Consider the following 26,754-nt stretch of genomic DNA (forward strand, 5'->3'; position numbering starts at 1 on the left):
TACGCCAGCCAGGCAGCGACCGAACCAGTGAACCTGAAACCACGTCAAACCGCCCTGACCTGCTAGTCAGCCACTCCCACGCAGCGGGGGAACCTCATACGGACGTGTGGACCTGCTCTGTCTCGATGAGCTGGGCTACCTCGACCTGGACAAGGCCGGAGCGAAGCTCCTGTTCCAGGTGTTCACCGAACGCGAGGAACGACGGGCGATCGCCATCGCCTCGAACGCCCCGTTCTCCGAGTGGAAGCAGACTTTCACCGATCCCCGGCTCTGCACCGCGATCGTGGACCGCGTCACCTTCAACGCGCACATCCTGGAGACCGGCGTCGATTCCTACCGGCTCGCGCAGACCCAGAAGAAGCGCCGCCGCTGACCAGACGGTCCGAGAGAACCGCGGCCGGTGCCCTGACGGGCACCGGCCGCAGCCATGTTTCGCCTGGCCAGGGGCCCAGTGCTGGCCAAGCCATCGCCCGTGCTCGTCCAGTCACCGCGGGCACTGGGCGGCACGCGATCTGAGTAGAGCCGGGTCGGCAGACACCACGCGCTCTTGTCGGGGAGCACGTCAGCGGAGCCAGTGCCAATACCGCAAAACTACCGCCCCCACCCCACCCCTCGGCCACCGGAACCACCCGATCGAAGTGGAGCCAAATCAACTTGCTACAAGGGCGCGAAGTACCCCTCCGCACGCCCCCACAGCCTAGTTGTTGGTACCAAAAGAACTCCGTGCACTGGTACCAGCGAACGTGCTTACAAACACCCTCGCCCTGGTCGACGGCATCCCGCCCATCGCCGGCCGCCCCGGCCGTCCGCGCAGGCGTCCCGAAGCCCTGCTCGGCGACAAGGGCTACGACTCCGACCCCCACCGCGTCGAACTCCGCAAGCGCCGGTCCTGCCCGTCATCTCCCGCAAGGGGTCCCCCGAACGTCAAGGGCATGGGCACACTCCGCTATGTCGTGGAGCAGACCTTCGCCCCGCTCCACCACTTCGAACGCCTCGCCGTCCGCTGGGAACGCCGCACCGAACTCCACGACGCCTTCGCCTCCCTGGCCTGCAGTCCCATCTGCTCGCGACGGCTCCAGACGATGTCCAGGCGCGACCGACCGGTGTCAGGGCAGGCCAGGGCCCAGGTGGGCTGCTCCAGGGCGTTGGTACTCTCCGGATCTACGGTGAGGCGGAGGAGACGATCATGAGAGCAGAGCCGTCGAGTCCGCCGAACCGCTGGTTCGGAGGGATTGGCTTCGGTGTCCTCTTCGGTGGGCTGACTACGGTGGTGTCCATTGCCGCGATCGAGAGGGCATGGGCTGCTTGTGACATCGGCATCAATGCAGCAGCCAACAGCATGACTTTGCTGTTCCTCGCGCCTCTCATATGGATCGCCGCCGCGGTGCCGTGGGTGACCCTGCACGGCACCCTCGGAAGACGTCATCGCAGGACAGCCCTGACTGCAGGACTCATCTTCGCCTTGTGGTTCGCCTGGTTCCTTGTCACATGGCTCGGCATGCCGGACTCCTACCCCGCCCCCTCGTGCCCGGGCAACGTCCCATCCTGGTGGCCGAGCTTCATCCCGGCATGACTCCGGCGTCGCCTGTGAATGACCTTGGCACCGGCACCAGCAACCTACTCAACAGCGCCCCCAACCAGCCGCCGCGCGCCAGCAAGATCGTGTGACGAGTTCCGCGCGTGCCGTCGCCATGATCGGCGTCGATTGGTTCCCGAGTCGCTCATGGCGGTCGGACGACTCCGCGGCCGTCATACTTTTCGTATGGAGATGCAAGCCATGGAGGACGCGCGGCGCTGGCTCGCCGAGCGGGGCGTTGTCGAGGTCGGTGACGGGTGGGTCGACATCGAAACGGAGCGTCCGCTCACCGCCAACGAGGTCGCGCACTCCTGGGCCAGTGAGGTTTTCACCGATGCGGGCCTGGACGGGGCGGGGCAAGCGCGTCTCGCCTTCGGGCTGCTGGATCTCCTGGACGATTACTGGGTGACTTGCGAGATCCGGTTCGCGGACCGAGGTGCGCAGGGGCCTCTACCCGCCGACGTTCTCTGGGACGGCTATCGCCGACGGCTGGAGGCGGACCGGGACCCCGCGGCCATCACCTACTCGCTTTGGGTCGACTGGTTCGAGGATCGCGACACCAGCGCGACGGCCTTCGCCGAGGTGCTTGGGAACGACATCGACCACATCGTGGCGGAGGCGTTGGACGGTCCGATCCGCCGTGCCGGCCGAGTTCTGGCCTGTTCGGGCCCCGTGCCCTGGCCCGTGAAGCAGAAGGCGTACGACGCGTCCGTGCGGCTTCCCACACTGCACGGACCGCTGTTCAAGGGCCTGCTGGCCAGCTACCACGATGTCTACGGCTGCCTGGAACCGACGGCTGCGCTGGCCCTCCTTGCGCAACTGGAACTGCCAGGGAATACCCCGCACTTCGCGGAACTCCGGTCCGTGGTCGCCGCAGGACACAGGAACCACCACCGCAGCCTCCACGCCTGGGACGAAGCGGTGCGGGCCGGGGACCGAAGATGACCGTCCCCGGCCCAGGGGGTGTCTGATCGGTCCTGCGGCTGGTCTGGAAGGATCAGCCCGCAAGGGTCGGACGTGAAGGACGGGTCGATGACCATGGGTTACACGACCTGGTTGCCGTATGACGAGCACCGTCTTGCTTCCTGTGGAGTGAGCGCCGGCGCCGCCCATCCGGCAGCCGCCCCAGCTCCTCGCTTCGCGGCCATTCGTTGAACTGCCGGGCCCGAGCGGGCGAAGAGGGAGGCCGGATCGGCCTGGTGCGCACCCAGGACGTTGAGACCGAACCGGCCGCTCCGGCGGATGATCGCCAGCAGACGTGAGCGTTCGTCCAGCGACACCAGCGCCATGGGCGGCGCCAGGGACAGGGATGCGAAGGCGCTGACTGTGGTGCCGTGCGGGCGACTGCCGTCCAGGGCGGTGACCACGGCGACGCGGGACGCCACGACGCGGGACGCCACGGCGGCCAAGGGGGATGGCGGCGGGGATGCGGGAGTCACAGGCGTACAGGCCAACATCACCCTGCGGGCTCTGAGTGGTGTAGGCGGCGGGCAGTGTGCAGCCCCGGACTCGATCGTCGGCGCCTGCATGTCGGCCGGAGGGTCGCGGCGTGGGGTGCCGGGGCTCTGCCCGAATCGCCCTGGGGCGGGTGGCGGGAGAACGCGTGAGACATCTGGTGAGTGAGACACGTCATCAGGTCGCATGACTCCGTCCAATGCGGTGCCCGGCGGCAGCTGCGTGAGGGCCGCCGCCCGGATTTCGGGGAACGAGGCCGTCAAGTCCGTCCCCTGTCTTGAGCGCAGCAGCACCCGCGTGTCCGTGTACACGGCGAGCTGGGCGCGGTAGCCGTCCCACTTCGCCTCGGCTGCGCACCCCGGCGGCAGGTCGGGCCGGGGTGTGGGAGTGGTCAACATCGGTGCCGGCGGCGTCCACGTCACGCCCTTAACGCCTTCCACCGGGGCGGTCCGCCGTACGGGTGCCGTCGTCCGTGCCGGCGGGTAGGTTCCGGGCTTTGGGGATCAGTGGCGGGTGCTGTTGTAGCGCACGCCCGGGCCCCACCTGTCTTGTGCTGCGGCCATGCACCAGCCGCAGAGGGGGCTGCCTCCGGTGCCGTATCTGTGGGTCTTGCGCTGGCAGGTGGCGCAGGGGCCGACCTTGTCGCCGGGGCAGGTCAGGGCGGAGGGGTCCGGTTCGGTGACAGGTGGGGGAGGGGTGGTCATGGGCAGGGGTTCCTGTTCCGGGCCATATCGATGAATGGCCGCGATGGCAAGACACAGACCGAACGGTGCGGTGTTCGGTCAGTGCGCCGCGGCGGCGGACAGGGCGGCGGGGCGTAAGGATAAGTCGGTGATGCCGAGCCGGCTGTCGGGCCGGCAGTGGCCGCACGTCTCCAGTCCTGCGGCGATCAGGCGGCGGGCTTCGTCCCGGTCGACGGGTCGGCGTCGCTTGCCGGCCATGTAGCAGTCGCCGGCGTGGACCTGCAGCGGCGGGCGGCGGGCGCCGATGCCGAGCTCGACGATCCACTCCGGCGGTGCGGGCCGGCTGCGGCGCCCGTGTTCCTCTTCCGCCTGCCGCTGGGTGAGCGCGGCGATCTTGGTGTCGATGCGCTGCAGCCACAGGGCGTGCCAGACCCGCAGGGTATGCAGGCGCTCCAGGTCGGGCGGCAGGTCATCGAACACATTTTTGATTCTATGCCCATGATCCCTCGCCTGCGCCCTCGCGTGTTCGATTTTATGTTCGATAGCGTGGGTGTGGGAGGTGGTGTGATGTCCACAGGAGCGGGACCGGTGTGCGGGGTGCCGACGGTGATGCATGTGCGCTGCCCCGACCGGCTGCCGGAGGAGACCTACCGGGAGGTTCTGGAGCAGTTGGCGGAACTGCCCCCCGTCGTACAGGCGCTGCCGCCGACGGCGGCGCTGGTGGAGCTGAGGGGCGCCCTGCGCCACCACGGCCCGGACACGAGCCGACTGGGGGAGACGCTGCGGGTGCGCACCATCTCGCGCCTCGGCATCGACGTCCGCGTGGGCATCGGCCCGTCGATCACAGTCGCGGCAACCGCCTCCGCCCAGATCCCCGAGCCGGGCGGTGTCCTCGCCGTCGCACCCGATCAGGCCGCCGACTGGTTTGCCCCGCTGCCGGTGGAGGCGCTGCACGGCATCGGTCCGCGTCAGGCCGAGGCCCTGCACGACTACGGCATCCACACTGTCGGCCTGCTCGCCGCGGTCTCACCGGCGACCGTGCAGCGCCTGCTCGGTGGCAAAGCCGGCCGGACGGCTTCTGACCGGGCCCGCGGCATCGACCCACGCCCCGTCGTCCCCCGCGCCCTGCCCTCCTCCGCGACCGTCCGCTGCACCTTCGACCAGCACACCCTGGACGGCACCACGGTCCGCGCCACCCTCCTCGACCTGGTCGTCCAGCTGGGCCGGCTGCTGCGCCGCCGCGGACAGGCGGCCCGCGCCCTGACCCTCACCCTGCGCTTCGCGGGCGGGACCAGCTGGGAGAAGACCCGCCGCCTCACGGAGCCGTCCGCGCACGACGACGATCTGCGCACCCTCACGACGGAGCTGCGCATGCGGCTCGAGGGTGGGTCCGGCCCCGTCCGCCCGGCCGGCCAAGCTCAGCCCCGCGGGAGCGGACGGAACGGCCGGATCTCGTGCAGGTGCACCACCACGTCCGCGGACCTCAGCAGGTTGACCTGGTCCGGGTTCCGGGGCCAGTGCGTACCGATCTCCCGTTTGGGCCGGGTGACGTCCAGCCAGGCGCGGACCACGGGTGGTGCGGTGCGCAGGTCGAGGTACCAGTCCCGGTGGCTGACACGGTCCAGGGTGTGCTCGACCGAATCGGCCACGGAGGGTCCCGAGCGGAACACCTTCACGTCCTCGTCACGGGGGTTGGAGACACCCGCGTCGGTGGCCTTGAAGGAGCCGTGGTCGAAGGCCAGGCCCACGACCCGGTACGCGTCCCCGAGCGCGCGGCGGAGCAGGCCGCCCTGGATGACCGGGTAGTTCGGGTCGTAGCCCTGCAGGTACACGTGGCCGTTGTGGGCGGCCAGCATCGTCCGGGCGCCGGTCTGCCGGAGCCACCAGAGGGTGTTGTCCGCCATTACGGTGTCGCGGTAGGCCAAGCCCTCGCGTTCGTCGGCCGGGTCGTCGTAGTCGAAGGCGTCCTGGCGTGCGACCTGGTGGATGATGTCCGCGTTCTGCACCGCCCGGGCGTGGGCGTCCCCGGCCACGGTGCGCCCGGCGGAGCTCCGGGCGCGCAGCAGTTCCAGGACGCGTCCGGTGCGTTCGACCTTCTCCCGCCGCACGGCCAGGGGTGCCTCGAAGGAGGCCACCATGTGCTCGCCGGCGGGCAGGGTGGGGCGCAGCCCCCGGTACAGCTCGGTGACGGTGGGCAGCAGGTCGGGGTGGGCGCGCCGGACGTGGTCGACGACCCGGTCGTACAGCTCCGGGCCGGCGTAGCTGCTGTCGTTCCCGGCGAACCTGACCGGGTCGTCGGGGTGGGCGACGTTGTACGCGCGCATCCAGTGGATCAGGTCGAGTACCTCGCCGGTCCGCATGAAGAGGTACGCGTTCTGGAACTCCTCGGCCATGATCCGGGCGGGGTCGCCGCGCCCGGTGAGCAGGTAGTCGTCCAGACGGAGGCCCGCGCTCCAGGGGGCTTCGAGGACGAGGGTCCGGAAGCCCTTCTCCTCGACCAGGTACCGGAACACCCGGTGCTGGAGGGCGAGGAAGTCGCTGGAGCCGTGGACGGCCTGCCCGACGCCGACCAGCCGGGCGTCGCCCAGCGCCTCGCCCAGGGGGCGCAGGTCGTCGAAGGGGCCGGTGGGCTCCACGGTGCGCAGCGGATGGGCTGCCTTCTCCAGGGCGGGCAGCAGGCCGGTGGACGTCGCCGATGCGGGGGGCCGCTGTCCGGCCGCTTCACGGGCGAGTCTCAGACTCGGCCGGATCTCGTGCAGGTGCACCACCAGGTCCGCCGACCTCAGCAGGTTGACCCGGTCGCCGGGCGGAGGGAAATCCGTGCCGATCTCCCGTTTGGGCCGGGTGACGTCCAGCAGGGCGCGGGCGGCGGGTGGTGCCGTGCGCAGATCGGCGTACCAGTTCGGGTGGCTCACCCGGTCCAGGACGTGCTCGGCCGAGCCGGGAGCGGCGGGCTTCACCTCGAACCGCCTGACGTCCTGGTCGGTCGGGTTCTGCAGGCCCTGTGCGGTGGCGTGCACGGCGCCCCGGTCGAAGGAGAGCCCCACCGCCAGGTAGCCGTCGCCCAGTCGCTGTCGGAGCACCGCTCCCTGGGTGGTGGGCAGGTCGGGGGTGGAACTGGTGGTGTACAGATGGCTGTTGTGCCCGCCGAGCACCACTCGGTGGCCGGTGTGGCGGTGCCACCACAGGGTGTTCTCCGCCATGACGGTGTCGCGGTAGGCCATGGCCTCCGGCGCGGTCCGGGGGTCCGCGAGGTCGAAGGCGTACAGGCGCGCCACCTGGTCGATCACGGTGGCGTGCTGGACCGCCCAGGCGTGGTCCCCGCCCGTCCCGGCGGGCTTGCGGGCGCGGAGCAGTTCGAGGACGCGTCCGGTGCGTTCGGCCTTCGCGCGGCGCTCGTCCAGGGGCGCGGTCACGGCGGCGCGCATCCACTCGTCGACGGGCAGGGTGGGGCGCAGCCCCCGGTACAGCTCGGTGACAGTGGGCAGCAGGTCGGGGTGGGCGCGCCGGACGTGGTCGACGACCCGGTCGTACAGCTCCGGGCCGCCGTAGCCGTTGTCGGCGCCGGCGAATCTGACCGGGTCGTCGGGGTGGGCGACGTTGTAGGCGCGCATCCAGCGGATCATGTCCAGGTAACTCTGGCTGTGGAGCAGCAGGTGAGCGTTCTGGAACTCCTCCGACATGATCCGGGCGGGGTCGCCGCGCCCGGTGAGCAGGTAGTCGTCCAGACGGAGGCCCGCGCTCCAGTTGGCTTCCAGGACAAAGGAGCGGAAGCCCTTCTCCTCGACCAGGTACCGCAACGCCCTGTGCCTGAAGGTGACGAAGTCCTGGGATCCGTGGGCGGCCTCGCCGATGCCGACCACGACGGCGTCGCCGACCGCCTCCCCGAAGGGCTGCAGGTCTTCGAAACCACCCGAGGACTCGGTGGTGCGCAGCGGACGGGCTGCCTCTTCGAGGGCCGACAGTGCGTCGCCGACGCTCGTGAGGGGCCCGTCCGCAGCCCCGGTGTCCCCGCCGGCCGGGGCCGCCGCGGCCGTCCCGGGCACGGCGGTGAGCCAGACGAGTAGCGCGGCCGCGAGCCGCCTTGTCAGGTGAGATGCCATGACGCCAGCGTCACCGCCCGGGCATCCGAGCGCATTCCGGGTGTCACCCGGCCGGAGCAACGCCGCAGGCGGCACAGACGCCCCACACTCTTCTGCCGGCGCCCGGCCCCCGGCTCGCTTCTGCACCACCACGCCCTCGTGAGCACGCACCAAGCGCTGACCGGCCCCGCGCCCGCCCAGGACGCTGAACTCACCCGGCGGACAGTGAAGCTGCTGTCACCAGCCGAAGAGCCAACCAGTCCGTCGGGACTGACAGGTCGTTACGGCCGCGGCTCTTCCGGCGCAGCGAGCAGGCCGTCATCGAGGCCGCCGACGATCGCCTCGAAGAGCACGGGGTCGACGGGCAGCGGGTCGGTGGACGGCGACATCTCCCAGGCATGTCTCGGTCCTCGTGCCGCATCCCGTCCGTGCCTGCCGTGCTGCTGTCCGGGGCGCCCGGCGGGGTCCCGGGGCGGTAAGGCGTCAGACCACGTCGACCATGTCCGTGACGTGCGGTGCGGCGGCTGGCGGGTGCGGGCGAGGTACTGGCCGAGCTCGGCGCGCAGGTCCCCTCCCGCGCCGGCCGCCATGGCCTGCTGGTGCAGTTCCCGCAGTTCGTCATAGGTGAGGTCGTCGCCCCACGCGCCCACCCGCCGGACCTCGGCCGCTTCCTCGTCACACAACTGCTGGTCGGACTCGTCGAGATCGGCCTCGGCAGCGAGCCAGGGGCGGGCGGCTTCGTCCTGCTGGCGCCGCTCGTCGGCGCGTTCGGCGATCCCGCACGGGTACACCGCCGGCGGCCGCGGTCCAGCCAGGGTCCGGCGGCGGGCGTCGGCCGGCACACGGGTGTCGTCGTCGCCGACAGCGCAGGCGGCCGTGAAGGCGGCCAGTCACTGCTCGGTGGCCAGTCGCCGCCCGGTCAAGGCGTTGTGCCGACCAGCTGCCGAAGGACAGCGGTCGGTCCCCGGGCGCTCACCGACGTCGTCCTGCGCGAGGCGGAAGGCCGGCTGTCCGCGACGCTGGAGGGCACCGTGCACTGCGTCCAGAACCGCGCCAGCCTCGTCCGCGCGCTCTACGAACGCCTGGACCGCCTGGACGCCGCGCTCACGCAGGCCGTGTGACACCCCCGCGGCGGGCGCGACCACGGGCCCGGGTGCGGGGGGTTGCACCCGCAGGAGGCGCTACGCGGGTGCTGGCACCGGTGTCGGGCGCAGTGACGCGAGGGGGAAGCGCCGGCCTTTCTCCACGGCGCGCAGCTGTGCCAGTCGACTTCAGGGTGGGCGGGGATGACCGCGTCGATGGACGCCATGGTGTGGAGCGCTCCGCCTCCGGAGGAGATGAAGTGGAACCGATGCAGCTGTGCGGACACTTGTTGCTGTGGACCTCCTAACGCATGAACGGGTCCGATCTGGCGATCGGACGGCGTTCGCCGAGATTTTCGACGAGCATGCGCGTGTCGTCTATGCCCATGCGATCCGGACGACGGGTGACTGGGCCCTCGCCGAGGACGTCATGTCACTCACCTTTCTGGAGGCCTGGCGGCTGCGCGACAAGCTGCGCGAGGAAGTCATCAGCGTCCGGGCGTGGCTTCTGGGCATCGCGACCAACGTGATGCGCAACATCGCCCGGGCGGCACGTCGGCATCGGGAGGCGATGTCCCGGTTACCACCGCCGGAAGCGTTGCCTGACTTTTCGGACGAGGTGGTCGGTCAGATGGCCGACGGTCAGCGGCTGGCCGCCGCGGCTGGAGCGCTGCAACGCCTGAAGCGGACCGAGCGCGAGGTCTTCACTCTGGTCGTCTGGTCCGGTCTGGGGTACGCGGCGGCCGCTGAGGCGTTGGGGATTCCTGTAGGCATCGTACGTTCCCGGCTCTCACGGGCGAGAGAGAAACTGCGCAGGCTCGTCGAGGAGGAGCTTGCATCAGCTCCGCATGGTGTGGAACTGCGGACCGGCAGCGGACACATATCGTCGAGCGGGGTGGCCGCAGCCCGCCCTTCCCACAGGAGGAGTGCACGATGAGTCTGGAGCAGCGGGAACAGTCCGAGCGTGAGCAGGCGAGCCGGGTGCTGCCTCCGGCTCCCTGTCAGGAGCCGGCACCCGGACGAGTGGAAGCTCGCCGTGAACACTTCTTGGGCGAGGTCGATCGGCAGGCGCGGTCCCGCTCTCCCCGTCTGGCGCTGCGGTCGAGAAGGTGTTGGGGGCTGGTGCTGGGCGGGGCAGTGGCCGCTGGAGCGGCCGTCGTCGTTCTGACTCTCGACTTCGGCTCCCCTGGCGCTCCGCTCAACGTGCCACCGGCTTCGGCGGCGTCGGTCGAACTGCTGGAGAGAGCGGCTCTGGCCGCCGCTACGACGCCGCAGACCAAGGTGCGCGCCGGGCAGTACTCGTACGTGAAGACGGTCGGCCACACGTCGGTGCTGTCCGAGACCAGGGCCGGCGAAATGGAACTCCTGCGCGAAAACGAAGTCATGGAGCAGTGGACCTCGGTGGACGGCAGTGAACGGACTCTGCAGCGCAAAGACGGCAATGACAACCTGCTGGCGGGCACTCCGGGCGGAGGAAACCTGAACACGCCGACCTACAACTTCCTGGCCGCCCTGCCGGCCGACCCCGGCGCTCTGCTGAAGCGGATCCGCGACGACGCCGAGAAGAATCACGGAACCGGTTCCGACTCCACGACGGGACCGGACCAGGAAGCCTTCGTCACAATCGGCGACCTGCTGCGCAACGGGATAACTCCCCCCGAGACCACTGCGGCCCTCTACCGCACCGCTGCCCTCATTCCCGGAGTCGACGTCGTCCCCGACGCCGTCGACGCGGCAGGCCGTAACGGGGTCGCCGTCGCCCGAACACACGACGGCGAACGCACTGAGTGGATCTTCGACAAGAGCACGGCCCGACTGCTGGGTGAGCGCACAGTCCTCGTGGAGGACAACGCCTGGGGCAAGGCCGGCACCGTCGTCACCTCCGTCGCCGTCATCAACAGCGGCATCGTCGACGAGGCCGGACAAAACCCCTAGAGGGCCGAAGCCCGCAGCACCGGAGCGCACTGCATCACCTGAGGTCGGGCTCGCCACGCCGGCCGAGGAGGCCCAGCTGCAGCTCGCCGAGTCCAAGCCGGTGATCGCCACCTGCAAGGGCGAGAAGATCAACCTGGCCGACGGCTGGCAAGGGGCGCAGGCCTGTTCCGACGTGCCGAGCGGTGAGGTCTACTGCTTCGACAGTGCCGAGAAAGCGGATCAGGCACTGGCTGTCATCGCCCCAGCAGTCGCGAGAGGTGCCAGCAGCGGCGTGGCTTCCGCGAAGGCCAGTGGCGAGTCCGGTCCCATGGCTTCCAGCGACTGCATTCGAGGGTGGGCCTGACCGCGCCTGCGGGAGCACTCGGACGACACGGGGCGTCGGCTCCAGTGGTCCGCCAAGGTAGCTGCGTAGCGCACGGCTACCGAGCCGAGATGGCCATCCACTACGCCAACTGGGGCCAGAACACCGACGTCGCCGACCGGCCCACCACGGCCTGGACACAGGACCGGACCGCGAATCCAGCACGCCCGGGCACGCCGTCAGACACCGACCCACCCAACAACGTGACAGCGTCTTCACGATCCACCCCAGCCCGTCCGGGAACGATCCAACTCCGCTTGCTCTGCCCCCGTGCACAGCACAACGAGCCGCCGCCGCACAGGATCACGGTGGCGCCTCAAGTCAGTTTCAACCGGGCCAACTCCCGCCGGGAGCCCACGCCCAATTTCGAATACACCTTGTACAGGTGGTGCTCGACTGTCCTGCGGCTGAGGAAGAGTTGCGCCGCGATCTCCCGGCTGCTGTTACCGTCGGCCGCCAGCCGGACCACCTGCAACTCCTGTGGAGTCAGCCGATCGAGGACATTCTTCCCGGTCGCCTTGGCGGTCGTCGTCCTGGCAGGCCGCCCTCGCGCTGCCCGTGCCGAGCGCGGTCGCCGTCCCGTTCGTCGCCGCCCGGTGCGAGAACGGCACACCGGTCACACGTGACCCGTTCGACCCAGTGGGTGCCGCGCTGTTGACCGCGCTCGTCACCGCGCTCGTCACCGCGCTCGTCCTCGTGCCGCACCAGCCGCTGCTCGCCGGGGTGTGCTCCGTCGCCGCTGCCGCGCTGCTGGTGGCCCACGTTCGCGCCCGGCCGGGCGGGTTCGTACCCGCCGTGCTGGTTCGCACGCCGCGCTTCCCCGCCTCAGCGGGGCTCGCGTTCTGCCTGGCGGTGGTCAACTTCGGCATGATGTACGCGATTCCGGAGCGGCTGGAGGATTACACGCCATGGTCGTCCAGTGAGATCGGTGTCGCCATGGTGTGGCCGCTGCTGCTGGGCGGCACCCTGTCGTGGTTCGTCGTCGTTCGTCGTGGCGGCCTCGGCGCGGGCGGGGCGCAGGCCGATGGTCACCGTGCTGGTCGTGCTGGCAGTCCTGGGACCGGCCTCGGCGGTCTTCGCCACCGCCTCGCTCGTCCTGCTGGCCGCCCAGGCCCTGGCGTCCATCGCGGCCGCATCGGGCCAGGGGGTGCTCGCCGTCCACGCCACCTCGGACGTCGCCGACGACCAACGTCCCGCGGCGATCGGCTTGTTCAACCTGTCGTACCTCGTCGGTGCGGCTTTCGGACCCGCCATTGTCTCGTTGCTGACGCTTTGACTTCCGGCAGTCCGTTTCGGGTGCGCTGTCACACCACTCGTGCGTGACAGCGCACAGTCAATCCCTTCGGGTCAGGGCGCGGGGAAGCTCGACGGGGCCTTTACCCCAAGGCCGGATAGCTGGCGTTTTCGCCGGTCACGCAGGGAGACTTGGGATCCATGCCGGGGCGGCACAGAGGCCGGGGCCGAGTGCGTGGATGAGGCCGGTCTCGGCTCGTCTGGCGAGCTGTCGATACATGGTCTGCATCACGATGTCGCCGAAAGGGGAGGCGATGCCACGGGGACGTCAGAGGCGGTCGGGGTCCTTCTCCAGCACGGCCAGGATCCGGGGACGGCAGCGCTCGGCGAGGGCGGTGTGCCGGTCGTCGCGGGAGACGGCGGGGAGCTTGCCCGGCCTGCGCCGCCGCCGGCCACGGCGGGAACGGATCGGCGGTATGCCCTGCACCAGCGGGATCAATGCCTGGCTGTCGTGGACGTTGGCACCGGAGATCCCGACGGACAGGGGCAGACCGGTCCGCTCGGTAACGCCGGAGGTGTCGTAGGCGTGAAGTAGTCGCGGTTCGCGGGATCACCTGTGCTTCCTGGCGTGTCCGTCGGCCAGTACCCCGCTGCGCGGTTGTGTGAGGGTGTCGGCCGGGGGCGTTCCGCACATGCCTCGTCCCATGGGGCGAGGCATGTGCGGGATTCGACTCAGAGGCCGGTGATGCCCGGGCCCGCGCCGCGCATCACGGCGTCCTTGACGGTCTGGGGGTCGTCGACTGTGTAGGCGTAGTAGTCCGCCGGATCATTGACGCTGCCGCCCGTGACTGGTTCGCCGGTGTCGCCGACGAAAACGTTGTTCCGTTCGACGATGTTGCCCTCCGGCCCCGAGTAGCTGTTGGTCATGGGCTCTTCGACGTCCTCGAAATAGTTGCCCTCGATGAAGCAGCCGGAGTCCGCGTTGCAGGCGGGGCCGGTGTCGCTGTTGTCGAGGAAGTAATTGTTGTAGATGTGTACGGGGTCGCCGAAGCGGGTGCGTGGATTGCGCTGCGGGGTGCGGTCGTACCAGTTGTGGTGGTAGGTCACCTTCAGTCGGCCGATGTCCTGGGCGCTGTTCTTGTCGGAGTGGCCCAGCAGCATGTTCTTGGCGTGGTGGTGGGTGTGGTTCCAGGAGACGGTGATGTAGCTGGAGCCCCGCTTGATGTCGAGCAGCCCGTCGTACCCGGCGGACAGGTCATTGTGGTCGATCCAGATGTGGTGCGAGAACATCTGGATGTTGAGGGAGTCGTCACTGGCGTTCTTGAACGTCAGGTTGCGGACGATGACGTTGTGCACGGCGTTCGCGGGCGGTGTGGTGACGTTGTCGCTCGCCGGAAGGCCGATGTTGAGGCCGCCGCCGGTGATGCCGGAACTCGCGCCGACGCCGACGATCGTCTTGTCGGAGCTGACGTCGTACATGCCGGCGGGCAGCGTGATCATGCCGTTGACGCGGACGATGCGCGGGCCCTCGGCCTTGACCGCGGCGATGAGGTCGGCGGCGGTGGAGACGGTCACGGTCGGTCCGCCCGCGCCGCCGGTGGTCCCGCTCTGACCCCATGCGTCGACGCTCGCGAACCCGGTGGGCGCCGACTCCGCCGGTAGGGCAGGGGCTGCGGGGGCGGGTGAGGGGACGGCGGCCGTGGCGGTCAGTGCGGCCAGGGCCGTGAGGAGGAGGGTGCTTTTGCGGTGCATCGTGTGCCTCCTGGTCAGGCGATCCTGCCGACACCGACGCCGGCCGGGACGGTGGTGGGGACGGTCGACGGGGCGTCGGGGGTGTACGCGTAGAAGGTGCGCGGCTCGATCACCGTGCCCAGTGTCTGGGGCGCCCCGGAGTTGACGTAGAGGTTGTTTCGCTCGACCACCCGGCCGGGTCCGCTGTCGTCGTAGCCGGAGTAGACCGGGTGGGCGACGTTCTCGAAGTAGTTGCCCTCCACCAGCACGCCCGCGTCCTCGGTCGAGGCCACGCCGTAGAGCCGGTTGTTCCGGTAGTAGTTGTTGTAGACGTGCACCGGCTCGGCGAACCGGACGCGTGGATGGCGCTGGTCGGTGCCGTCGAAGAAGTTGTGGTGGTACGTCACGCGCAGCTTGCCCCGGTCGGCGGTGTAGCTGTCGCTGTGGCCGAGCAGGCACGTCTTGCTGTGGTCGTGGAAGTGGTTCCAGGAGACGGTGACGTAGTCCGACTCCCGCTTGATGTCGAGCAGTCCGTCGTACCCCTGCGAGAAGTCGCAGTGGTCGATCCACACGTGGTGGGCGCGGTTGGTGACGCTGATGGAGTCGTCGGAGGCGTGGGTGAAGCGGATGTTGCGGATGATGACGTTGTTGCCGGGCCTGGTCGTGGAGCCGAGTTGGAGACCACCGCCGGTGATCTCGGCGGTGGAGCCGACGCCGAGGATCGACTTGTCGGCCACCACGGTGATCATGCCGTCGATCTCGATGCGACCGGAGACCAGGATGACGTAGGGGGAGTTGCGGCCCACGTAGTCGGCGAGCTGGGCGCCGGTGTTCACCGTCACGGTGGGCCCGGCGACACCGCCCGTGGTGCCGGTCAGGCCGAGCGCTCTGACGCTCGCGAAGCCGTCGGCGCTCTGCGCCGCCACGGCGGCGAGCCGGCCCGGGGCGGTGGCGGCTCGGGCGCGCGGGGCCGCGCCGACGGCCAGCAGGGCGGCGCAGGCCGCGGTGGTGGTGCCCACGAGCAGGCCGCGGCGGGTGATCGGGGGGATTTCTGACACGGGGGGCTCCTTCAGATCCGGCCGGCGCCGGCGCCGGCGGGAACGATGGCGGGGAGGTCTGCGGGGGTGTCGAGGGTGTACGCGTAGTAGGTGCGTGGTTCGACGACGGTGCCGAGCGTCTCGGGCTTTCCGCAGCGCACGTAGACGTTGTTCCGCTCCACCACCCGGCCGGGTCCGCTCTCGTCGTAGCCGGAGTAGACCGGGTGGGCGACGTTCTCGAAGTAGTTGCCCTCCACCAGCACGCCCGCGTCCTCGGTGGACGCCACGCCGTAGAGGCTGTTGTTCCGGTAGTAGTTGTTGTAGACGTGCACGGGTTCGCCGAAGCGGACGCGTGGGTGGCGCTGGGCCGTGCCGTCGAAGAAGTTGTGGTGGAAGCTGACCCGCAGCCTGCCCCGGTCCTGGCTGTCGTTGGCGTCCGAATGGCCGATCAGCATGGTCTTGCTGTGGTCGTGGAAGTGGTTCCAGGAGACGGTGATGTAGTCCGCCCCGCGCACGATGTCGATCAGACCGTCCGCGCCCGTGCTGAAGGTACAGTGATCGATCCAGATGTGGTGCGAGGACTGCTGGATGCTGAGGGAGTCGTCGTCGGCGTCTGTGAACCGCAGGTTGCGGATGATCACGTTCTGTCTGCGGTACATGTCCAGACCGCCACCGGTGATCTCCGCGTCGGCGCCCAGCCCGACGATGGTCTTGTTCGAGCGGACGCCCTGCTTGCTGCTGATGCGCAGGGTGCCCGAGACCTGGATCACGTAGGGCTCATTGCGGTCGCAGTAGTCCAGGAACGTGTCGGCGTCGGTGACGGTGACCACCGGGCCGCCGGCACCGCCGGTGGTGCCGGACAGGCCCAGTGCGGGGACGCCCGCGAAGCCGTCGGCGCTCTGCGTCGCCACGGCGGCTCTCGTCCGCCGCACGGAGGCGGGCGCGGTGGCCCACGCGTGGCCGTTCCCGCCGATGGCCGGCAAAGCGGCGGAGGCCGCAGTGGCGGCGGTTCCCGCGAGCAGACCGCGGCGGGTGATGGAGGGGAGGTTCCTCATCGTTGTCTCCGTCCTTCAGATCTTCCCGACGCCGGCTCCGGCCGGGACGACGGTCGGGACCTCGGCCGCCCGGTGCAGGGTGTAGGCGTAGTACGTGCGCGGCTCGACGACCGGACCTCGTGTCTCAATGGGGTGGTTGCACTCGACGAGGACGTTGTCGCGCTCGACCAGCCGGCCGAGGTCGCCGCTGAAGTCCACCCGGCCGGGATTATTGACGCTGTGGAAGTAGTTGCCTTCCAACACCACTCCGGCGTCCATGGTGGACGCGACGCCGTAACTGTTGTCGCGGTAGTAGTTGTTGTAGACGTGCACCGGTTCGGCGAACCGCACTCGCGGGTTGCGCTGGTCGGAGGCGTCGAAGTAGTTGTGGTGGTAGGTGACGCGCAGCCGTCCGCGGTCCTGGGCGGCATTGTCGTCGTCGTGTCCGAGCAGCAGTGTCTTGTCGTGGTCGTGGAAGCGGTTCCAGGACACGGTGACGAAGTCCGAGCCGCGCTTGACGTCCACGGCGCCGTCGTCGCCGTCGGAGAAGTCGTTGTGGTCGATCCAGATGTGGTGCGAGAACATCTGGACGTTGATCAGGTCGTCCGTGGCTCCGTCGAACGACAGGTTGCGGATAATGATGTTGTGCACCGCGTCGGCGGGAGGTGAGGTGATGCGGTCACTCGCCGGGAGCCCGATGTGCAGCCCGCCGCCGGTCAGCCGGGCGGTGCTGCCCAGGCCGACGATGGTCTTGTCCGAGGCGACCGGGTGCATGCCGTCGCGGGAGCCGGTGGGTAGCGTGATCGTGCCACTGACCTGCACGATCAAGGGTTCGGGGCGGGAGATGTAGTCGAGGAACTGCGCGGTGGTGGCGGCCGTGACGACCGCGCCGCCCGTGCCACCCGTGGTGCCGTTCTGCCCCAGTGCGCTGACACTCGCGAAGCCGTCGGCGGTCGTGCCGAAGGCGGAGGAGGGGGGAAAGGCGGAAAGGGTCGCAGAGAGGGAGGAGGAACCGGCCGGCGGAATGGTGAGGGCGGAAGCGATCAGCGCGGCCATGATCAGTCCGGCTCGAGACGCACGGCGTCTGAATAATCGCATGGGGGGATAGCCCTTTCTGTACCGTCTTTTGGGCACGCCGAATTAGGCGTTCCTTGGCGGGCTGTACTGGGCAAGATAGCGACTCACTTCACAGCAAGCGCTTTCCATGGAAAGTAGAGGCATTGTCTCGGGGGCGTCAACAGGCGTGCACGCGCCCGAAAGTGAACGTTTTCAACAGGAGTGAGCAGAAGCATGCTGAGTGAACAGGTATCACGCCCGTGGCAGCATCCTGTGTTCGGACGCCATGAGGTGCGAGACAGCCGTCCCGCCGGGTGCCGCTCATGCCGGCGGGTGGGCTGGTTCACGGGCTGTCTCTGCCCACAGGGCCCCAACCTGCACGGGGCCTGGTTTGTCGAAGCGGGTGGCGATCGGGCGGAACTGCTTCAGGCGGCCGAAGCAGCGCTCGACCACCTTGCGGGCCCTGTGAAAGGTCGCCGTCGAAGGCCGGCGGCCTGCCGCCGGCCTGTCCGCGCCGCAGTCGGTTGGCCTTCTGGTCGGCCCGTTCCGGGATCACCGTGCGGATGCCCCGCCTGCGCAGGACCTGGCGGATCACCTGAGGTTCCCCCGAGCAACGGGGGAACCTCAACCCGGGGACGAGTACGCCTTGTCCGCGATGACCGCGTCGGGCCTGCGGCGAGGCCGTCCGGCACCGGCCCGGGCACTCCCAGCTCGTCCATGACGGCGTCGAACACGGTCGAGTTATTGACGTTGCCGGCCGTGACGACGACGGCCAGGGGCAGGCCCCGGCCGTCGCAGGCGAGATGGACCCTGCTGGTCAGCCCGCCACGGGACCGGCCGAACACCTGGCCGGCCGTGTCTTCCCGTCCAGGCATCCGTACGGCGCTGGGCTTGACCGGCCTGGTCATGTCCGGCGCCCGCCGCCGGATTCCTGACCGGCTGCATCGGTCTTGCCGCGGCCGCGGAAGGGGGGTCTGGCGTTGCTCCGGTGGTGTGCGGGCCCGCCGCCTTCTTGGAAGTTCTGGGCGGTGATGACCAGCGGCACGTGGGAGAAAGCTTGGGGGAAGTTGCCGATCAGCCGCCCGTTGCTGGTGTCGTACTCCTCGGAGAGCAGGCCGAGGTCGTTGCGCAGGGCCATGAGCCGTTCGAACAGGGTCCTGCCTTCATCGGTGCGGCCCTGCATGATGTAGTTGTCGGCCAGCCAGAACGTGCACGGCAGAAAGGCCCCTTCCCCCGCCGGGAGCCCGTCGACGGCTTCGGTGCCCTCGGTCGTGGTGTAGCGCTGGACGAAGCCGTCCTGGCACAGCTCCTTCTCGATCGAGGCGACCGTGCCCGTCATCCGTTCGTCGGTTGCGGCCAGGAATCCCACCGATGGGATCAGCAGCAAGGAGGCGTCCAGAGTTTTGGAGCCGTAGGCTTGTGTGAACGTGCCCCGGCGGGTGTCGTAGCCGTTCTCGCACACGTCGTCGAAGATTTCCTGCCGCAGCCGTTTCCATGACTCGACGGGTCCGTCCAGGCGGAGATGGTCGACGGCCTTGACCGCCCGGTCGGCCGCCACCCACGCCATGATCTTGGAATGGGTGAAGTCCCGGAGGGGCCCGCGCATCTCCCAGATGCCGTTGTCCGGATCCCGCCAGTGCGACTCAAGGTGGTCCATCAGCGCACGCTGGATCTCCCAGGCGTCCTGTTGGGGCGGGACGCCGTGGCTACGGGCCTGGTGCAGCGCGTCCATGACCTCGCCGTAGACGTCGAGCTGGACCTGCCCGGAGGCGGCGTTGCCGATCCGAACCGGCCGGGAGTCGGCGTAGCCCTCCAGATGATCGAGAGTCGACTCGGTCAGGCGGCGCTCACCCTCGACTCCGTACATGATCTGCATCTGCCGCGGGTCACCGGCCAGCGCCCGCAGCAGCCACTCCCGCCAGGCCACCGCCTCTTGCTCGTAGCCGGCGTCCAGCAGGGCCATCAGGGTGAAGGTGGCATCCCGCAGCCAGCAGTAGCGGTAGTCCCAGTTGCGCACGCCGCCGAGCTGTTCGGGCAGCGAGGTGGTCGGCGCGGCGACGATGCCGCCGCTGGGGGCGTAGCTGAGGGCTTTGAGCGTGAGAAGAGACCGCACCACCGCCTGCCTGTAGTCGCCGCGGTAGGTGCAGCCCTCCACCCAGCGCTGCCACCACCGCTCGGTGGCCGCGGCCGCCGCTTCCGCCTGATGGGCGCCGAAGGCACCTGGCGGCTGTTCGCGCGGCCCGCACCAGGCGATCCGGAAGGCCACCCGCTCGCCTTCGCCGACAGTGAAGTCGGCACTGCAGGTACCGGCCCCGGTACGGCAGTCCACGCCGGCGTCCACCACGACGGTGTCCGGGCCGGCGTACGCGTACCGACGGCGCCCATCGCCGCGGATCCACGGCGCGATGTGCCCGTAGTCGAACCGCAGACACAGCCGCGAGCGCATCGCCACCCGCCCCCGCAGGCCCTCGACGATGCGGGTCAGCACCGGCCGGTCCTCACGAACCGGCATGAAGTCGGTGACCCGCACCCGGCCGTCCGCGTTGGCGTGGTCGGTTTCCAGCACGAGGCTGTCACCGCGGTAACGCCGCGCCACGGCCCGCCGCTCACCGGCCGGCGCCAGCAGCCACCGCCCGTTGTCCGGGCCACCCAGGATCGCGGCGAAACACGCCGCGGAATCGAACCGGGGCAGGCACAGCCAATCGATCGACCCGTCGTAGCCGACCAGCGCGGCGGTGTGGGTGTCACCCAGCAGCGCGTAATCCTCGATACGCAGTGACACAGCACCGCCCCCTTTCCCTGTCGAAGCGGCGGTCAGCTGCGGCCGCCACGGGTGGTGGCCAGGACGCCCGCGGCCGCGGCGGCCACTGCCGCGGCGCCGAGCAGGCCGTGATGCTGGGAGGCCCACAGCTGGTAGCTACGCCGGGTGGAGGTGTCGTCGAAGATGCCGTGAGCGCCGAAGTCGTGGCCGGCCGCGCTGTCGGCCGGCTCCCACAGGTTGGCCGGCTGATGAGGGTCGTGTGGCCGGTCGGTCTGCTGGGAGTCGTAACCCGTGCGGGCCAGGTAGCGGTCCAGCAGGCCCGGCGCGAACGTGTTGGCGATCAATGTGGCCGCGGTCGTGCCGCCCACCCAGTACTCGCGCCGCTTGGGATGGTCAGCCGCGTACAGCACCGCCTTGGCCGCGACTTCGGGCTGGTAGATCGGCGGTACCGGCCGCGCCTGCCGCGGCAGGCGGGAGAGCACCCAGCTGAACTGGGGCGTGTTCACCGCCGGCATCTGCACCATCGTCACCCGCACGCTGCTTTTGTCGTGCAGCAGCTCGCACCTCAGCGAGTCGTGGAAGCCCTGGATGGCGTGCTTGGCGCCGCAGTACGCCGACTGCAGCGGGATACCGCGATACGCCAGGGCGGAGCCGACCTGCACGATCGTCCCCCGGTCCCGGGGCAGCATCACGTCCAATGCCGCCCTGGTGCCGTAGACGTAGCCGAGGTAGGTGACCTGGGTGACCCTTTCGAACTCCTCCGGCCGGATCTGCGTAAACGGAGCGAACACCGTGGTGAACGCCGTGTTCACCCACACGTCGATCGGGCCGAGCTCTTCCTCGATCCGCTGCGCCACGCCCTGCAGGTCTTGAGAACGGGAGGTGTCCACGGCCAGCGGCAGCGCCGTGCCGCCCGCCGCCCGCACCTCCTGCGCGGCACCCTCCAGCCCTTTCTCGCCGCGTGCGAGCAGGGCCACCTGCGCCCCGCGAGCACCGAACGCGCGCGCCGTGGCCCGGCCGATGCCGCCGCTGGCGCCTGTCACGACCACAACATGCGGGTCCCTGGCCATACGTGCTCCTCCGCCGGATACCGACACGACGCCCGTTTCGCGGACATCACGGCAGTACCCGTATCGGCGCCCTTTATGGCCGTTCACCGTGTGATCAGCCCGCTTCCCATGCCTCGGACTGACCTCGACGCCGAGCGCTCACTGGCCTACCGGGTGAGCTGACCGCACTTCGAGGCCGTCGGCTACGCCAAGTTCTCCGGCAAGGTCGGCGTGTGCGCCGCCACCTCCGGCCCCGGCGCCATCCATCTGCAGGCCACGACAGCCTGCTGCTCGCCGACGGCTTCAGTCGCCGGACTCAGATCGAACGTACGGCGCGGCCGCCGGACAAGCGGGAAACGTGGGAGGGCTGGGAGGGACTCCACCGTCCAAGCGTCCAAGGTGCTGTTCTCCTCCTCACTCGAGGAGCCACTGACGTGGGCCAACTCCACGCTCGTCCGCGACGAAGCCGTCGAGGCGGTCCGCGCCATGAAGTCGAGTGGCTCGGGGCTCCTCAGCACGACCGGCAGCCTCAGCCTGTGCCGGTCCCTGCTACGAGCCGGACTCGTCGACCGCTTCCGGGGCGTGATGTTCCCGGTGATCACCGGGGCCACGGGCGAAGAACGCATCTACGACGGCTATCCGGACGTCGCCCTCGAGATGGTCGAGCACCGCACCTTCGACGGCCGCATCCAGCTGGTCGAGTACAAGCCCCGCGTGCTCGAGCACCCGCCGCTCGGCGTCCCCGCGTGACGTCGCCCCGTCCGCCGGTCTGACGGCCGCCAGGCCGGCGCCGGCGGGCGCGGAGCAAGACCCGATATGGGGCGAACGGCCAACGTCAGGACGCCCGGTCCATCGTCGCTGTGCGGGCCGCCACGGGCCCTCGCAGGCGGCCCGCCTCCACGATCCGCCGCAGGAAGCGCCGCGTGCGGTCCTGCCGCGGGGCGCCGAAGGCCTGCTCGTCGGTGCCGCGCTCCAGCACCACGCCGCCGACCAGGAAGCAGACCTGGACGGCTACCTAGCAGGCGAAGCCCATCTTGTGCGTCGCCGACGGCATGGACATGCCGTCGCGCACGACGTCCAGCCCATGACGCCGCTCCTCGACGCACGAACGTCGCCTGCCGGATCCCCTACGCCTTCCGGGCCAGCCCTGCGACGATGAGGCGTTCCCAGACGCTGAGCTCCCGTTCCGCGCCGCTGGTGTTCCACGGGTTGGGGGCCGTGTCGGGACGCCACAGGGGCGCGGGGACGATACCGGGGTCGAGGAGTTCCAGGCCGTCGAGCAGGGAGGCGATCTCGTCGTCTGTGCGCCACCGGCCGCGGCCGAAGGTCTGCTGGAGGACCCGCTCGGCCTCCGCGGTCTCCGGGTTGTCGCCGGAACGGAAGTGGCTGACGAAGAAGTGGCTCCCGGAGGGCACGTGGTCGCGCCAGTAGCGGACGATCCCGGCCGGGTCCTCCTCGTCGTTGACGTGGTGGAGGATGGCGCTGAGGATGACGGCGACGGGGCGGTCGAAGTCGATCAGTTCCAGGGTGTCCGGGTGGGTGCGGACGCCTTCGGGGTCGCGTATGTCGGCCCGGACGACCCGGGTCCGGTCGTCGCGCACCGCGGCCAGGACGTGGGTGGAGTCCGTGCGCTGAGTGGTGCGCTCGCGGCGGTGGCAACAGTCGCGGCCGCCGGTGTGCTGGCGCTCGTGGTCGGCTGCGGCGGCAGTGATGACGAGACCGGCCTCCTTCAGGCGCACGAGCGTGAGGTCGAGGAGACGGTCGGCTCGGCCGTCCTCGGTGAGACGCTCGCGGAAGTCGGCCAGCACGCTGTGGTGGAAGCCGGGATCGTCCAGTTCCACAGCCGGCGCGTATTTGAAATCGATGCGGCAGCGAACCGCCTCGGCCGTTCCTGCTCGGTCCGACAGACCGAGCAGGAACTGCAGCACGCAGACGGGGGGCCAGCTGGGCGGGCGAGAGGCCGGGCGGCCATCGCGCGGGTACCAGTCGGCGAAGTCCTCGTCCCGCCACAGCCCGTCCAGGCGGTCCCTCACCCACATCGCCGTTGTGAGGGGTGGAGCGACAACGGGCACCTCGACAACCGCATCGGTCCTCGAACAAAGTCGAGCATGCCCGTTGATCACGCTGCCCCGCCGGGGATCCTCAAGATCTCCGACAGAGTCAAGCTAGTAGCTGTCGTAGCTGGGCTTACCGTTCGGCCGGTAGACCCCGACGATGGTGCCGCCCTTCGTCGTGGAGACGCTGACCGGCTCCAGCGCAGTGGGGATCGCTCCGTCGGCGAACAGCCGCTTGCCGGTGCCGATGATCACCGGATGGATGGTCAGCCGGTACTCGTCGACGAGGCCGTGCCGCATGAGGGTCTGGGCGAGGTCGCCGCTGCCGACGACGTTGATGTTGCCGCCGTCGGACGCTTTCAGCTTGCGCACGGCATCGCCGACGTCGCCCTCCAGCAGCGTGGAGTTCTGCCACTCGACGGACGTCAGGGTCCGAGACGCCACGTACTTGTGCATGCTGTTCATCCGACTGGTGAACGGGTTGTCGGGATCGGCGGTCGGCCAGTACGACGCGAAGATCTCGTACGTCTTACGGCCGAGCAGCATTGCGTCGGAGGACTCGTACCAACCGGCGATGGCCGCGCCGACCTCGTCGTCGGCCACCGGTTTCTGCCAGCCGCCGTGCTCGAAGCCGCTTTCAGCGTCCTCGTCCGGACCGCCCGGCGCCTGCATGACGCCGTCCAGCGTCAGGAACGTGCAAACAATGATCTCGCGCATGGTGCGCTCCCTTCGTCGATGGATAGACCGCACAAACGCCGGAAAGTCATCGACGGAACTTCCGCGGTGCCGGGCTGCAGCGACCTGGCTGCCGGGCGACTGTTCCCTGCTCGACGGGGCTGCCGGTGGTCGACGTGGAAGGCATCACAGCATGACGTGGCCCTTGCCCAAGCCGATGCTGACCGTGGGGGTCTGTCAAACGAGCGGTGTAACCAGGGCGTTGGGGTTACTGACGGGCTGCTGAGAGTCGGCCGTCGAAGGTGATGTCGAAGGCGTTCAGGGCGGTCTTCCAGCGCATGGTCCAGCGGGCCTGGCCCTTGCCGGTGGGGTCCAGCGACATGATGGCCATGTAGACGCATTTCAAGGCCGCGGTTTCGTTCGGGAAGTGGCCGCGGGCCTTGACTGCTCGCCGGATCCTGGCGTTCACCGACTCGATGGCGTTCGTGGTGCAGACGATGCGGCGGATCTCGGTGTCGAACCGGAGGAACGGCGTGAACTCCTCCCACGCGTTCTCCCAGAGCCGGACGATCGCCGGATACTTTTTGCCCCACGCGTCGACGAACTCCGCGAACCGCTCGAGTGCGGCTTCCTCGGTCGCAGCGGTGTAGACGGGCTTGAGGAGCTTGGCGATCTTGTCCCAGTCCTGGCGGGCGGCATAGCGGAAGGAGTTCCGCAGCAGGTGGACCACGCAGGTCTGGACGGTGGTGCGGGGCCAGACAGTCTCCACCGCGTCGGGCAGGCCCCTGAGGCCGTCGCAGACGAGCATGAGGACGTCGTTCACGCCGCGGTTCTTGATCTCGGTGAGGATGTGCATCCAGTGCTTGGCGCCCTCTCCGCCATCGCCTGCCCACAGGCCCAGGATGTCCCGCCGGCCTTCGACGGTGACGGCCAGGGCCACGTAGATCGGCCGGTTCGCCACGGCGCCGTCGCGGATCTTGGTTCTGTCGACGATCTTGTGATCCGGTGGGTTGGGGCTCATGGTGTGAGCAGGACGCGTTTGCGAAGGAGATCGAGGCCGGCGCGGCCGAACATCTGGCGTTTCAGCATTTTCAGTCGGTTGATGTTGCCCTCGACGGCGCCGGAGCTGTGGGGCAGGGACAGTCCGTTGCGGACGGCGTCGAAGTCGCGGCGGAGGTTGCGGGCGAAGCCCGCAAGCGGAGTCAGGCTGTCCCGTTCGACGTCGGTGATCCAGTCTTCGAGGCGGTCGCCGTGGCGGCCGGTCATCATCGCGCCGAACATCCTGACGTGAAGAGTGAGCCGGTCGAGTTCGGGATCGCGCTCACGCAGCCGGTGCAGTTTGTCGGCGGGCGTTGTCACGTTGTCGGACGCCTGGGCGTCTGACGGTGCGTCGGGGCCTGGTGGGTCCTTGGTCCGGGCGTGCGTTCAGGCTGTGGTGGGCCAGCTCCTGGGGCCGGTGATGTGGTCCCAGATGGCGAAGCGAATGGTCATCTCGGCCCGGTAGTCGGGTGCGCTCATGAGATGACGGTGGGGCCGAAAGTGCGACGACATGCCGCTGAACGCGGACAGAAACCGCTGTGCCGCGCCCGCCGATCGGAAGCCCTTCATCGCGCGTTCGCGCTGCCGGGTGGGCTGGTGGCTGTTCTCGGCCCGGTTGTTCAGACCTTTATGAGCGCGGTGCTCCACCGAGGGCATGACCTCGCGGTGCGCGGCGCCGTAGGAGCGGAGCTTGTCCGTGACGATGACTCGCGGCACCGCACCCGTCTTCTTCATCAGACGGCGGAAGAACCGCCGGGCGGCGGCCTTGTCCCGCCGGTTCTGGACCAGGATGTCCAGGATGTTGCCGCCAGCGTCGACGGCCCGCCACAGGTACTTTAGCTCGCCGTCGATCCTGATGAAGACCTCGTCCAGATGCCATGTGTCCCCCGGGCGAGGCCGGCGGCGTTGCAGCCCGTTCGCGTAGGCCTGCCCGAACTTGGCGCACCAGCGGCGGACCGTTTCGTAGGAGACGATAACGCCGCGCTGGAGCATCAGCTCCTCCACCTCGCGGAACGACAGCGGGAAGCGGAAGTACAGCCACACGCAGTGGGAGATGACCTCGACCGGGTACCGATGCCCCTTGTACGACGGCGAGGCACTCCCCACGGACGATCCTTCCCAGCGTGATCAACCCGAAGATCATCCCACCCGGTCAGCCAACGTGACAGTGCCAGTCCCAGCGGTGGGGTCTCACCTCACCTCCCGGGCGAAATAGGCGGCTGCCCGGCGCAGGATCTCGCTCCAGGTGCTACTCCTTCTCGGCCTTGAGCAGCCGAGCGTTCTCCGCCCGCAGCCGGGCCAGCTCCTCCGCCTCGCTCCCGCCCGCGGCACGGCGTCCGGGCACGGCCTCGGCGTCGTCCTTACGGACCCACGTCCGCAGCGACTCCGCGGTGATGCCGAGATCCGCGGCCACCGCCGCGTACGTCCGCTTGCCCGCCGCGGCGCGGTAGAGCGCGACGGCGTCCTGCCGGAACTCCTCCGGGTACGGAGACTTGCGTCCCACCTGGACATCCCTCCCTGGACCATCAAGATCCATCAGCCTCAGAGGTGCCGGGATGCCGTCGGTGATGGGGTTGCTGGAGGAGCGTGAACGCGCCGCTCGGCAGCGGGTGGAGGCTCTCCAGGCCGAGCTGCGGGAGGCCGAGGCCGTGTGGGAACGGTTCGTGATCGCCCGTGAGACGGTGGGTGAGGTTCTGGCGGAGCCTCGTGGTGGCGAGGACGTGCTGCCGGTCGTGGTGGCCGGCGAACGGCCGGTGCGGGTCACGGCTGCGGTGCCCGGTTCAGTGGTGCCGCACTGGCAGGAAGGGCTCGCCCGTGCGAGCACTGCGACGCGCTGGCCGTGGAGAGGTGGGAGCGCCAGTTGCGCGCGATTTGACCGCACTGAGCCTCAGGTCCGTGAACGCGCCGACCA

At 69.4% G+C, this 26,754-nt stretch carries 22 protein-coding genes and 13 pseudogenes; 13 read left to right on the forward strand and 22 right to left on the reverse strand.

Annotated elements, in window-relative coordinates:
* Positions 1-97: 97 nt before the first annotated feature.
* The 4 genes and pseudogenes from IE178_RS33905 to IE178_RS33920 form a co-directional block, all read left to right on the forward strand.
* Positions 98-373: pseudogene (locus IE178_RS33905) on the forward strand (ATP-binding protein); the annotation flags it as partial.
* 370 nt (positions 374-743) lie between these two features.
* A complete protein-coding gene (locus IE178_RS33910; RefSeq protein ID WP_193514927.1) occupies positions 744-1,190 on the forward strand; it encodes a hypothetical protein in 447 nt (148 codons plus the stop codon).
* Positions 1,187-1,573 (forward strand): hypothetical protein, encoded by a 387-nt coding sequence (locus tag IE178_RS36435; protein WP_318280394.1) that lies wholly within the window; start codon positions 1,187-1,189, stop codon positions 1,571-1,573. Before IE178_RS33910 ends, IE178_RS36435 begins: the two co-directional genes overlap by 4 nt.
* A gap of 189 nt (positions 1,574-1,762) precedes the next feature.
* A complete protein-coding gene (locus IE178_RS33920) occupies positions 1,763-2,521 on the forward strand; it encodes a hypothetical protein (protein WP_193514928.1) in 759 nt (252 codons plus the stop codon).
* 98 nt (positions 2,522-2,619) lie between these two features.
* Here the strand turns inward: IE178_RS33920 and IE178_RS33925 are convergent, their stop codons facing one another.
* The 4 genes and pseudogenes from IE178_RS33925 to IE178_RS33935 form a co-directional block, all read right to left on the reverse strand.
* Complete coding sequence (locus IE178_RS33925) at positions 2,620-2,976, reverse strand: flavin reductase family protein (RefSeq protein WP_318280395.1); 357 nt, start codon at positions 2,974-2,976, stop codon at positions 2,620-2,622.
* Between the two features lie 258 nt (positions 2,977-3,234).
* Positions 3,235-3,429: pseudogene (locus IE178_RS36670) on the reverse strand (ATP-dependent DNA ligase); the annotation flags it as partial.
* Positions 3,430-3,534: 105 nt separating this feature from the next.
* A complete protein-coding gene (locus tag IE178_RS33930; RefSeq protein WP_193514930.1) occupies positions 3,535-3,735 on the reverse strand; it encodes a hypothetical protein in 201 nt (66 codons plus the stop codon).
* 78 nt (positions 3,736-3,813) lie between these two features.
* Complete coding sequence (locus tag IE178_RS33935; RefSeq protein ID WP_184764773.1) at positions 3,814-4,194, reverse strand: DUF6233 domain-containing protein; 381 nt, start codon at positions 4,192-4,194, stop codon at positions 3,814-3,816.
* A gap of 87 nt (positions 4,195-4,281) precedes the next feature.
* On the opposite strand from IE178_RS33935, the pseudogene IE178_RS33940 reads away from it, so the two are divergent.
* Positions 4,282-5,112 (forward strand): annotated as a pseudogene (locus IE178_RS33940) (DNA polymerase Y family protein); the annotation flags it as partial.
* A gap of 20 nt (positions 5,113-5,132) precedes the next feature.
* Here IE178_RS33940 and IE178_RS36440 read toward each other — a convergent pair.
* Positions 5,133-7,817, reverse strand: a complete 2,685-nt coding sequence (locus IE178_RS36440) for an erythromycin esterase family protein (protein WP_318280396.1) — start codon at positions 7,815-7,817, stop codon at positions 5,133-5,135.
* 260 nt (positions 7,818-8,077) lie between these two features.
* Positions 8,078-8,638 carry a hypothetical protein gene (locus tag IE178_RS33955; RefSeq protein WP_193514931.1) on the reverse strand — a complete coding sequence of 187 codons (561 nt, stop codon included), beginning with the start codon at positions 8,636-8,638 and terminating at the stop codon, positions 8,078-8,080.
* Positions 8,639-8,703: 65 nt separating this feature from the next.
* On the opposite strand from IE178_RS33955, the pseudogene IE178_RS33960 reads away from it, so the two are divergent.
* The 4 genes and pseudogenes from IE178_RS33960 to IE178_RS33975 form a co-directional block, all read left to right on the forward strand.
* A pseudogene (locus IE178_RS33960) lies at positions 8,704-8,917 on the forward strand (restriction endonuclease); the annotation flags it as partial.
* 256 nt (positions 8,918-9,173) lie between these two features.
* The gene (locus IE178_RS33965) at positions 9,174-9,815 is read left to right on the forward strand and encodes an RNA polymerase sigma factor (protein ID WP_193514932.1); all 642 of its coding nucleotides are present in this window, start codon (positions 9,174-9,176) and stop codon (positions 9,813-9,815) included.
* Positions 9,812-10,813: a CU044_5270 family protein gene (locus tag IE178_RS33970; RefSeq protein ID WP_193514933.1), complete on the forward strand. Its 1,002-nt coding sequence runs from the start codon at positions 9,812-9,814 to the stop codon at positions 10,811-10,813. Before IE178_RS33965 ends, IE178_RS33970 begins: the two co-directional genes overlap by 4 nt.
* 100 nt (positions 10,814-10,913) lie before the next feature.
* Positions 10,914-11,156, forward strand: a complete 243-nt coding sequence (locus IE178_RS33975; RefSeq protein WP_193514934.1) for a hypothetical protein — start codon at positions 10,914-10,916, stop codon at positions 11,154-11,156.
* A gap of 334 nt (positions 11,157-11,490) precedes the next feature.
* Here IE178_RS33975 and IE178_RS33980 read toward each other — a convergent pair.
* Positions 11,491-11,673, reverse strand: a pseudogene (locus tag IE178_RS33980) (helix-turn-helix domain-containing protein); the annotation flags it as partial.
* A 543-nt stretch (positions 11,674-12,216) separates the two neighbouring features.
* Here IE178_RS33980 and IE178_RS33985 point away from each other — a divergent pair.
* On the forward strand, positions 12,217-12,450 hold the full coding sequence (locus IE178_RS33985) for a hypothetical protein (protein WP_193514935.1): 234 nt from the start codon (positions 12,217-12,219) through the stop codon (positions 12,448-12,450).
* 381 nt (positions 12,451-12,831) lie between these two features.
* Here the strand turns inward: IE178_RS33985 and IE178_RS33990 are convergent.
* From IE178_RS33990 to IE178_RS34025, 8 genes and pseudogenes are all read right to left on the reverse strand, one after another.
* A pseudogene (locus IE178_RS33990) lies at positions 12,832-12,975 on the reverse strand (IS5/IS1182 family transposase); the annotation flags it as partial.
* Between the two features lie 164 nt (positions 12,976-13,139).
* Positions 13,140-14,159 carry a pectate lyase family protein gene (locus IE178_RS33995; RefSeq protein ID WP_184764766.1) on the reverse strand — a complete coding sequence of 340 codons (1,020 nt, stop codon included), beginning with the start codon at positions 14,157-14,159 and terminating at the stop codon, positions 13,140-13,142.
* A gap of 14 nt (positions 14,160-14,173) precedes the next feature.
* Entirely contained in the window at positions 14,174-15,196 is a 1,023-nt protein-coding gene (locus IE178_RS34000) for a pectate lyase family protein (protein WP_229875880.1), read from the reverse strand.
* An 11-nt stretch (positions 15,197-15,207) separates the two neighbouring features.
* On the reverse strand, positions 15,208-16,230 hold the full coding sequence (locus tag IE178_RS34005; protein WP_184764765.1) for a pectate lyase family protein: 1,023 nt from the start codon (positions 16,228-16,230) through the stop codon (positions 15,208-15,210).
* Between the two features lie 15 nt (positions 16,231-16,245).
* Positions 16,246-17,265, reverse strand: coding sequence for a pectate lyase family protein (locus tag IE178_RS34010; RefSeq protein ID WP_193514936.1), 1,020 nt, complete (start codon positions 17,263-17,265; stop codon positions 16,246-16,248).
* A 321-nt stretch (positions 17,266-17,586) separates the two neighbouring features.
* Positions 17,587-18,122: pseudogene (locus IE178_RS34015) on the reverse strand (transposase); the annotation flags it as partial.
* Positions 18,123-18,169: 47 nt separating this feature from the next.
* Positions 18,170-20,047, reverse strand: a complete 1,878-nt coding sequence (locus tag IE178_RS34020; protein WP_193514937.1) for a glycoside hydrolase family 15 protein — start codon at positions 20,045-20,047, stop codon at positions 18,170-18,172.
* Between the two features lie 32 nt (positions 20,048-20,079).
* Positions 20,080-21,096 carry an SDR family oxidoreductase gene (locus IE178_RS34025; RefSeq protein WP_193514938.1) on the reverse strand — a complete coding sequence of 339 codons (1,017 nt, stop codon included), beginning with the start codon at positions 21,094-21,096 and terminating at the stop codon, positions 20,080-20,082.
* 168 nt (positions 21,097-21,264) lie between these two features.
* Between IE178_RS34025 and IE178_RS37020 the strand changes: the two are divergent.
* Both IE178_RS37020 and IE178_RS34030 read left to right on the forward strand, forming a co-directional pair.
* Positions 21,265-21,345: pseudogene (locus IE178_RS37020) on the forward strand (thiamine pyrophosphate-binding protein); the annotation flags it as partial.
* Between the two features lie 111 nt (positions 21,346-21,456).
* A pseudogene (locus IE178_RS34030) lies at positions 21,457-21,825 on the forward strand (dihydrofolate reductase family protein); the annotation flags it as partial.
* An 85-nt stretch (positions 21,826-21,910) separates the two neighbouring features.
* Here IE178_RS34030 and IE178_RS34035 read toward each other — a convergent pair.
* The 7 genes and pseudogenes from IE178_RS34035 to IE178_RS34070 all read right to left on the reverse strand — a co-directional run.
* Positions 21,911-22,156, reverse strand: a pseudogene (locus IE178_RS34035) (hypothetical protein); the annotation flags it as partial.
* Between the two features lie 46 nt (positions 22,157-22,202).
* Positions 22,203-23,108 carry an SAM-dependent methyltransferase gene (locus IE178_RS36445; RefSeq protein ID WP_318280398.1) on the reverse strand — a complete coding sequence of 302 codons (906 nt, stop codon included), beginning with the start codon at positions 23,106-23,108 and terminating at the stop codon, positions 22,203-22,205.
* Positions 23,109-23,240: 132 nt separating this feature from the next.
* Positions 23,241-23,846: a dihydrofolate reductase family protein gene (locus tag IE178_RS34050; RefSeq protein WP_184764760.1), complete on the reverse strand. Its 606-nt coding sequence runs from the start codon at positions 23,844-23,846 to the stop codon at positions 23,241-23,243.
* Between the two features lie 226 nt (positions 23,847-24,072).
* A pseudogene (locus IE178_RS34055) lies at positions 24,073-24,783 on the reverse strand (IS256 family transposase); the annotation flags it as partial.
* Positions 24,784-24,821: 38 nt separating this feature from the next.
* The gene (locus tag IE178_RS34060; RefSeq protein ID WP_318280399.1) at positions 24,822-25,163 is read right to left on the reverse strand and encodes a transposase; all 342 of its coding nucleotides are present in this window, start codon (positions 25,161-25,163) and stop codon (positions 24,822-24,824) included.
* 66 nt (positions 25,164-25,229) lie between these two features.
* A complete protein-coding gene (locus IE178_RS34065; RefSeq protein WP_193514939.1) occupies positions 25,230-25,949 on the reverse strand; it encodes an IS6 family transposase in 720 nt (239 codons plus the stop codon).
* Positions 25,950-26,013: 64 nt separating this feature from the next.
* Positions 26,014-26,346, reverse strand: a pseudogene (locus IE178_RS34070) (transposase); the annotation flags it as partial.
* A gap of 52 nt (positions 26,347-26,398) precedes the next feature.
* Here IE178_RS34070 and IE178_RS34075 point away from each other — a divergent pair.
* Positions 26,399-26,754, forward strand: a pseudogene (locus tag IE178_RS34075) (hypothetical protein); the annotation flags it as partial.

This window comes from Streptomyces griseoloalbus, assembly GCA_014650015.1.
Lineage (GTDB): Bacteria > Actinomycetota > Actinomycetes > Streptomycetales > Streptomycetaceae > Streptomyces > Streptomyces griseoloalbus.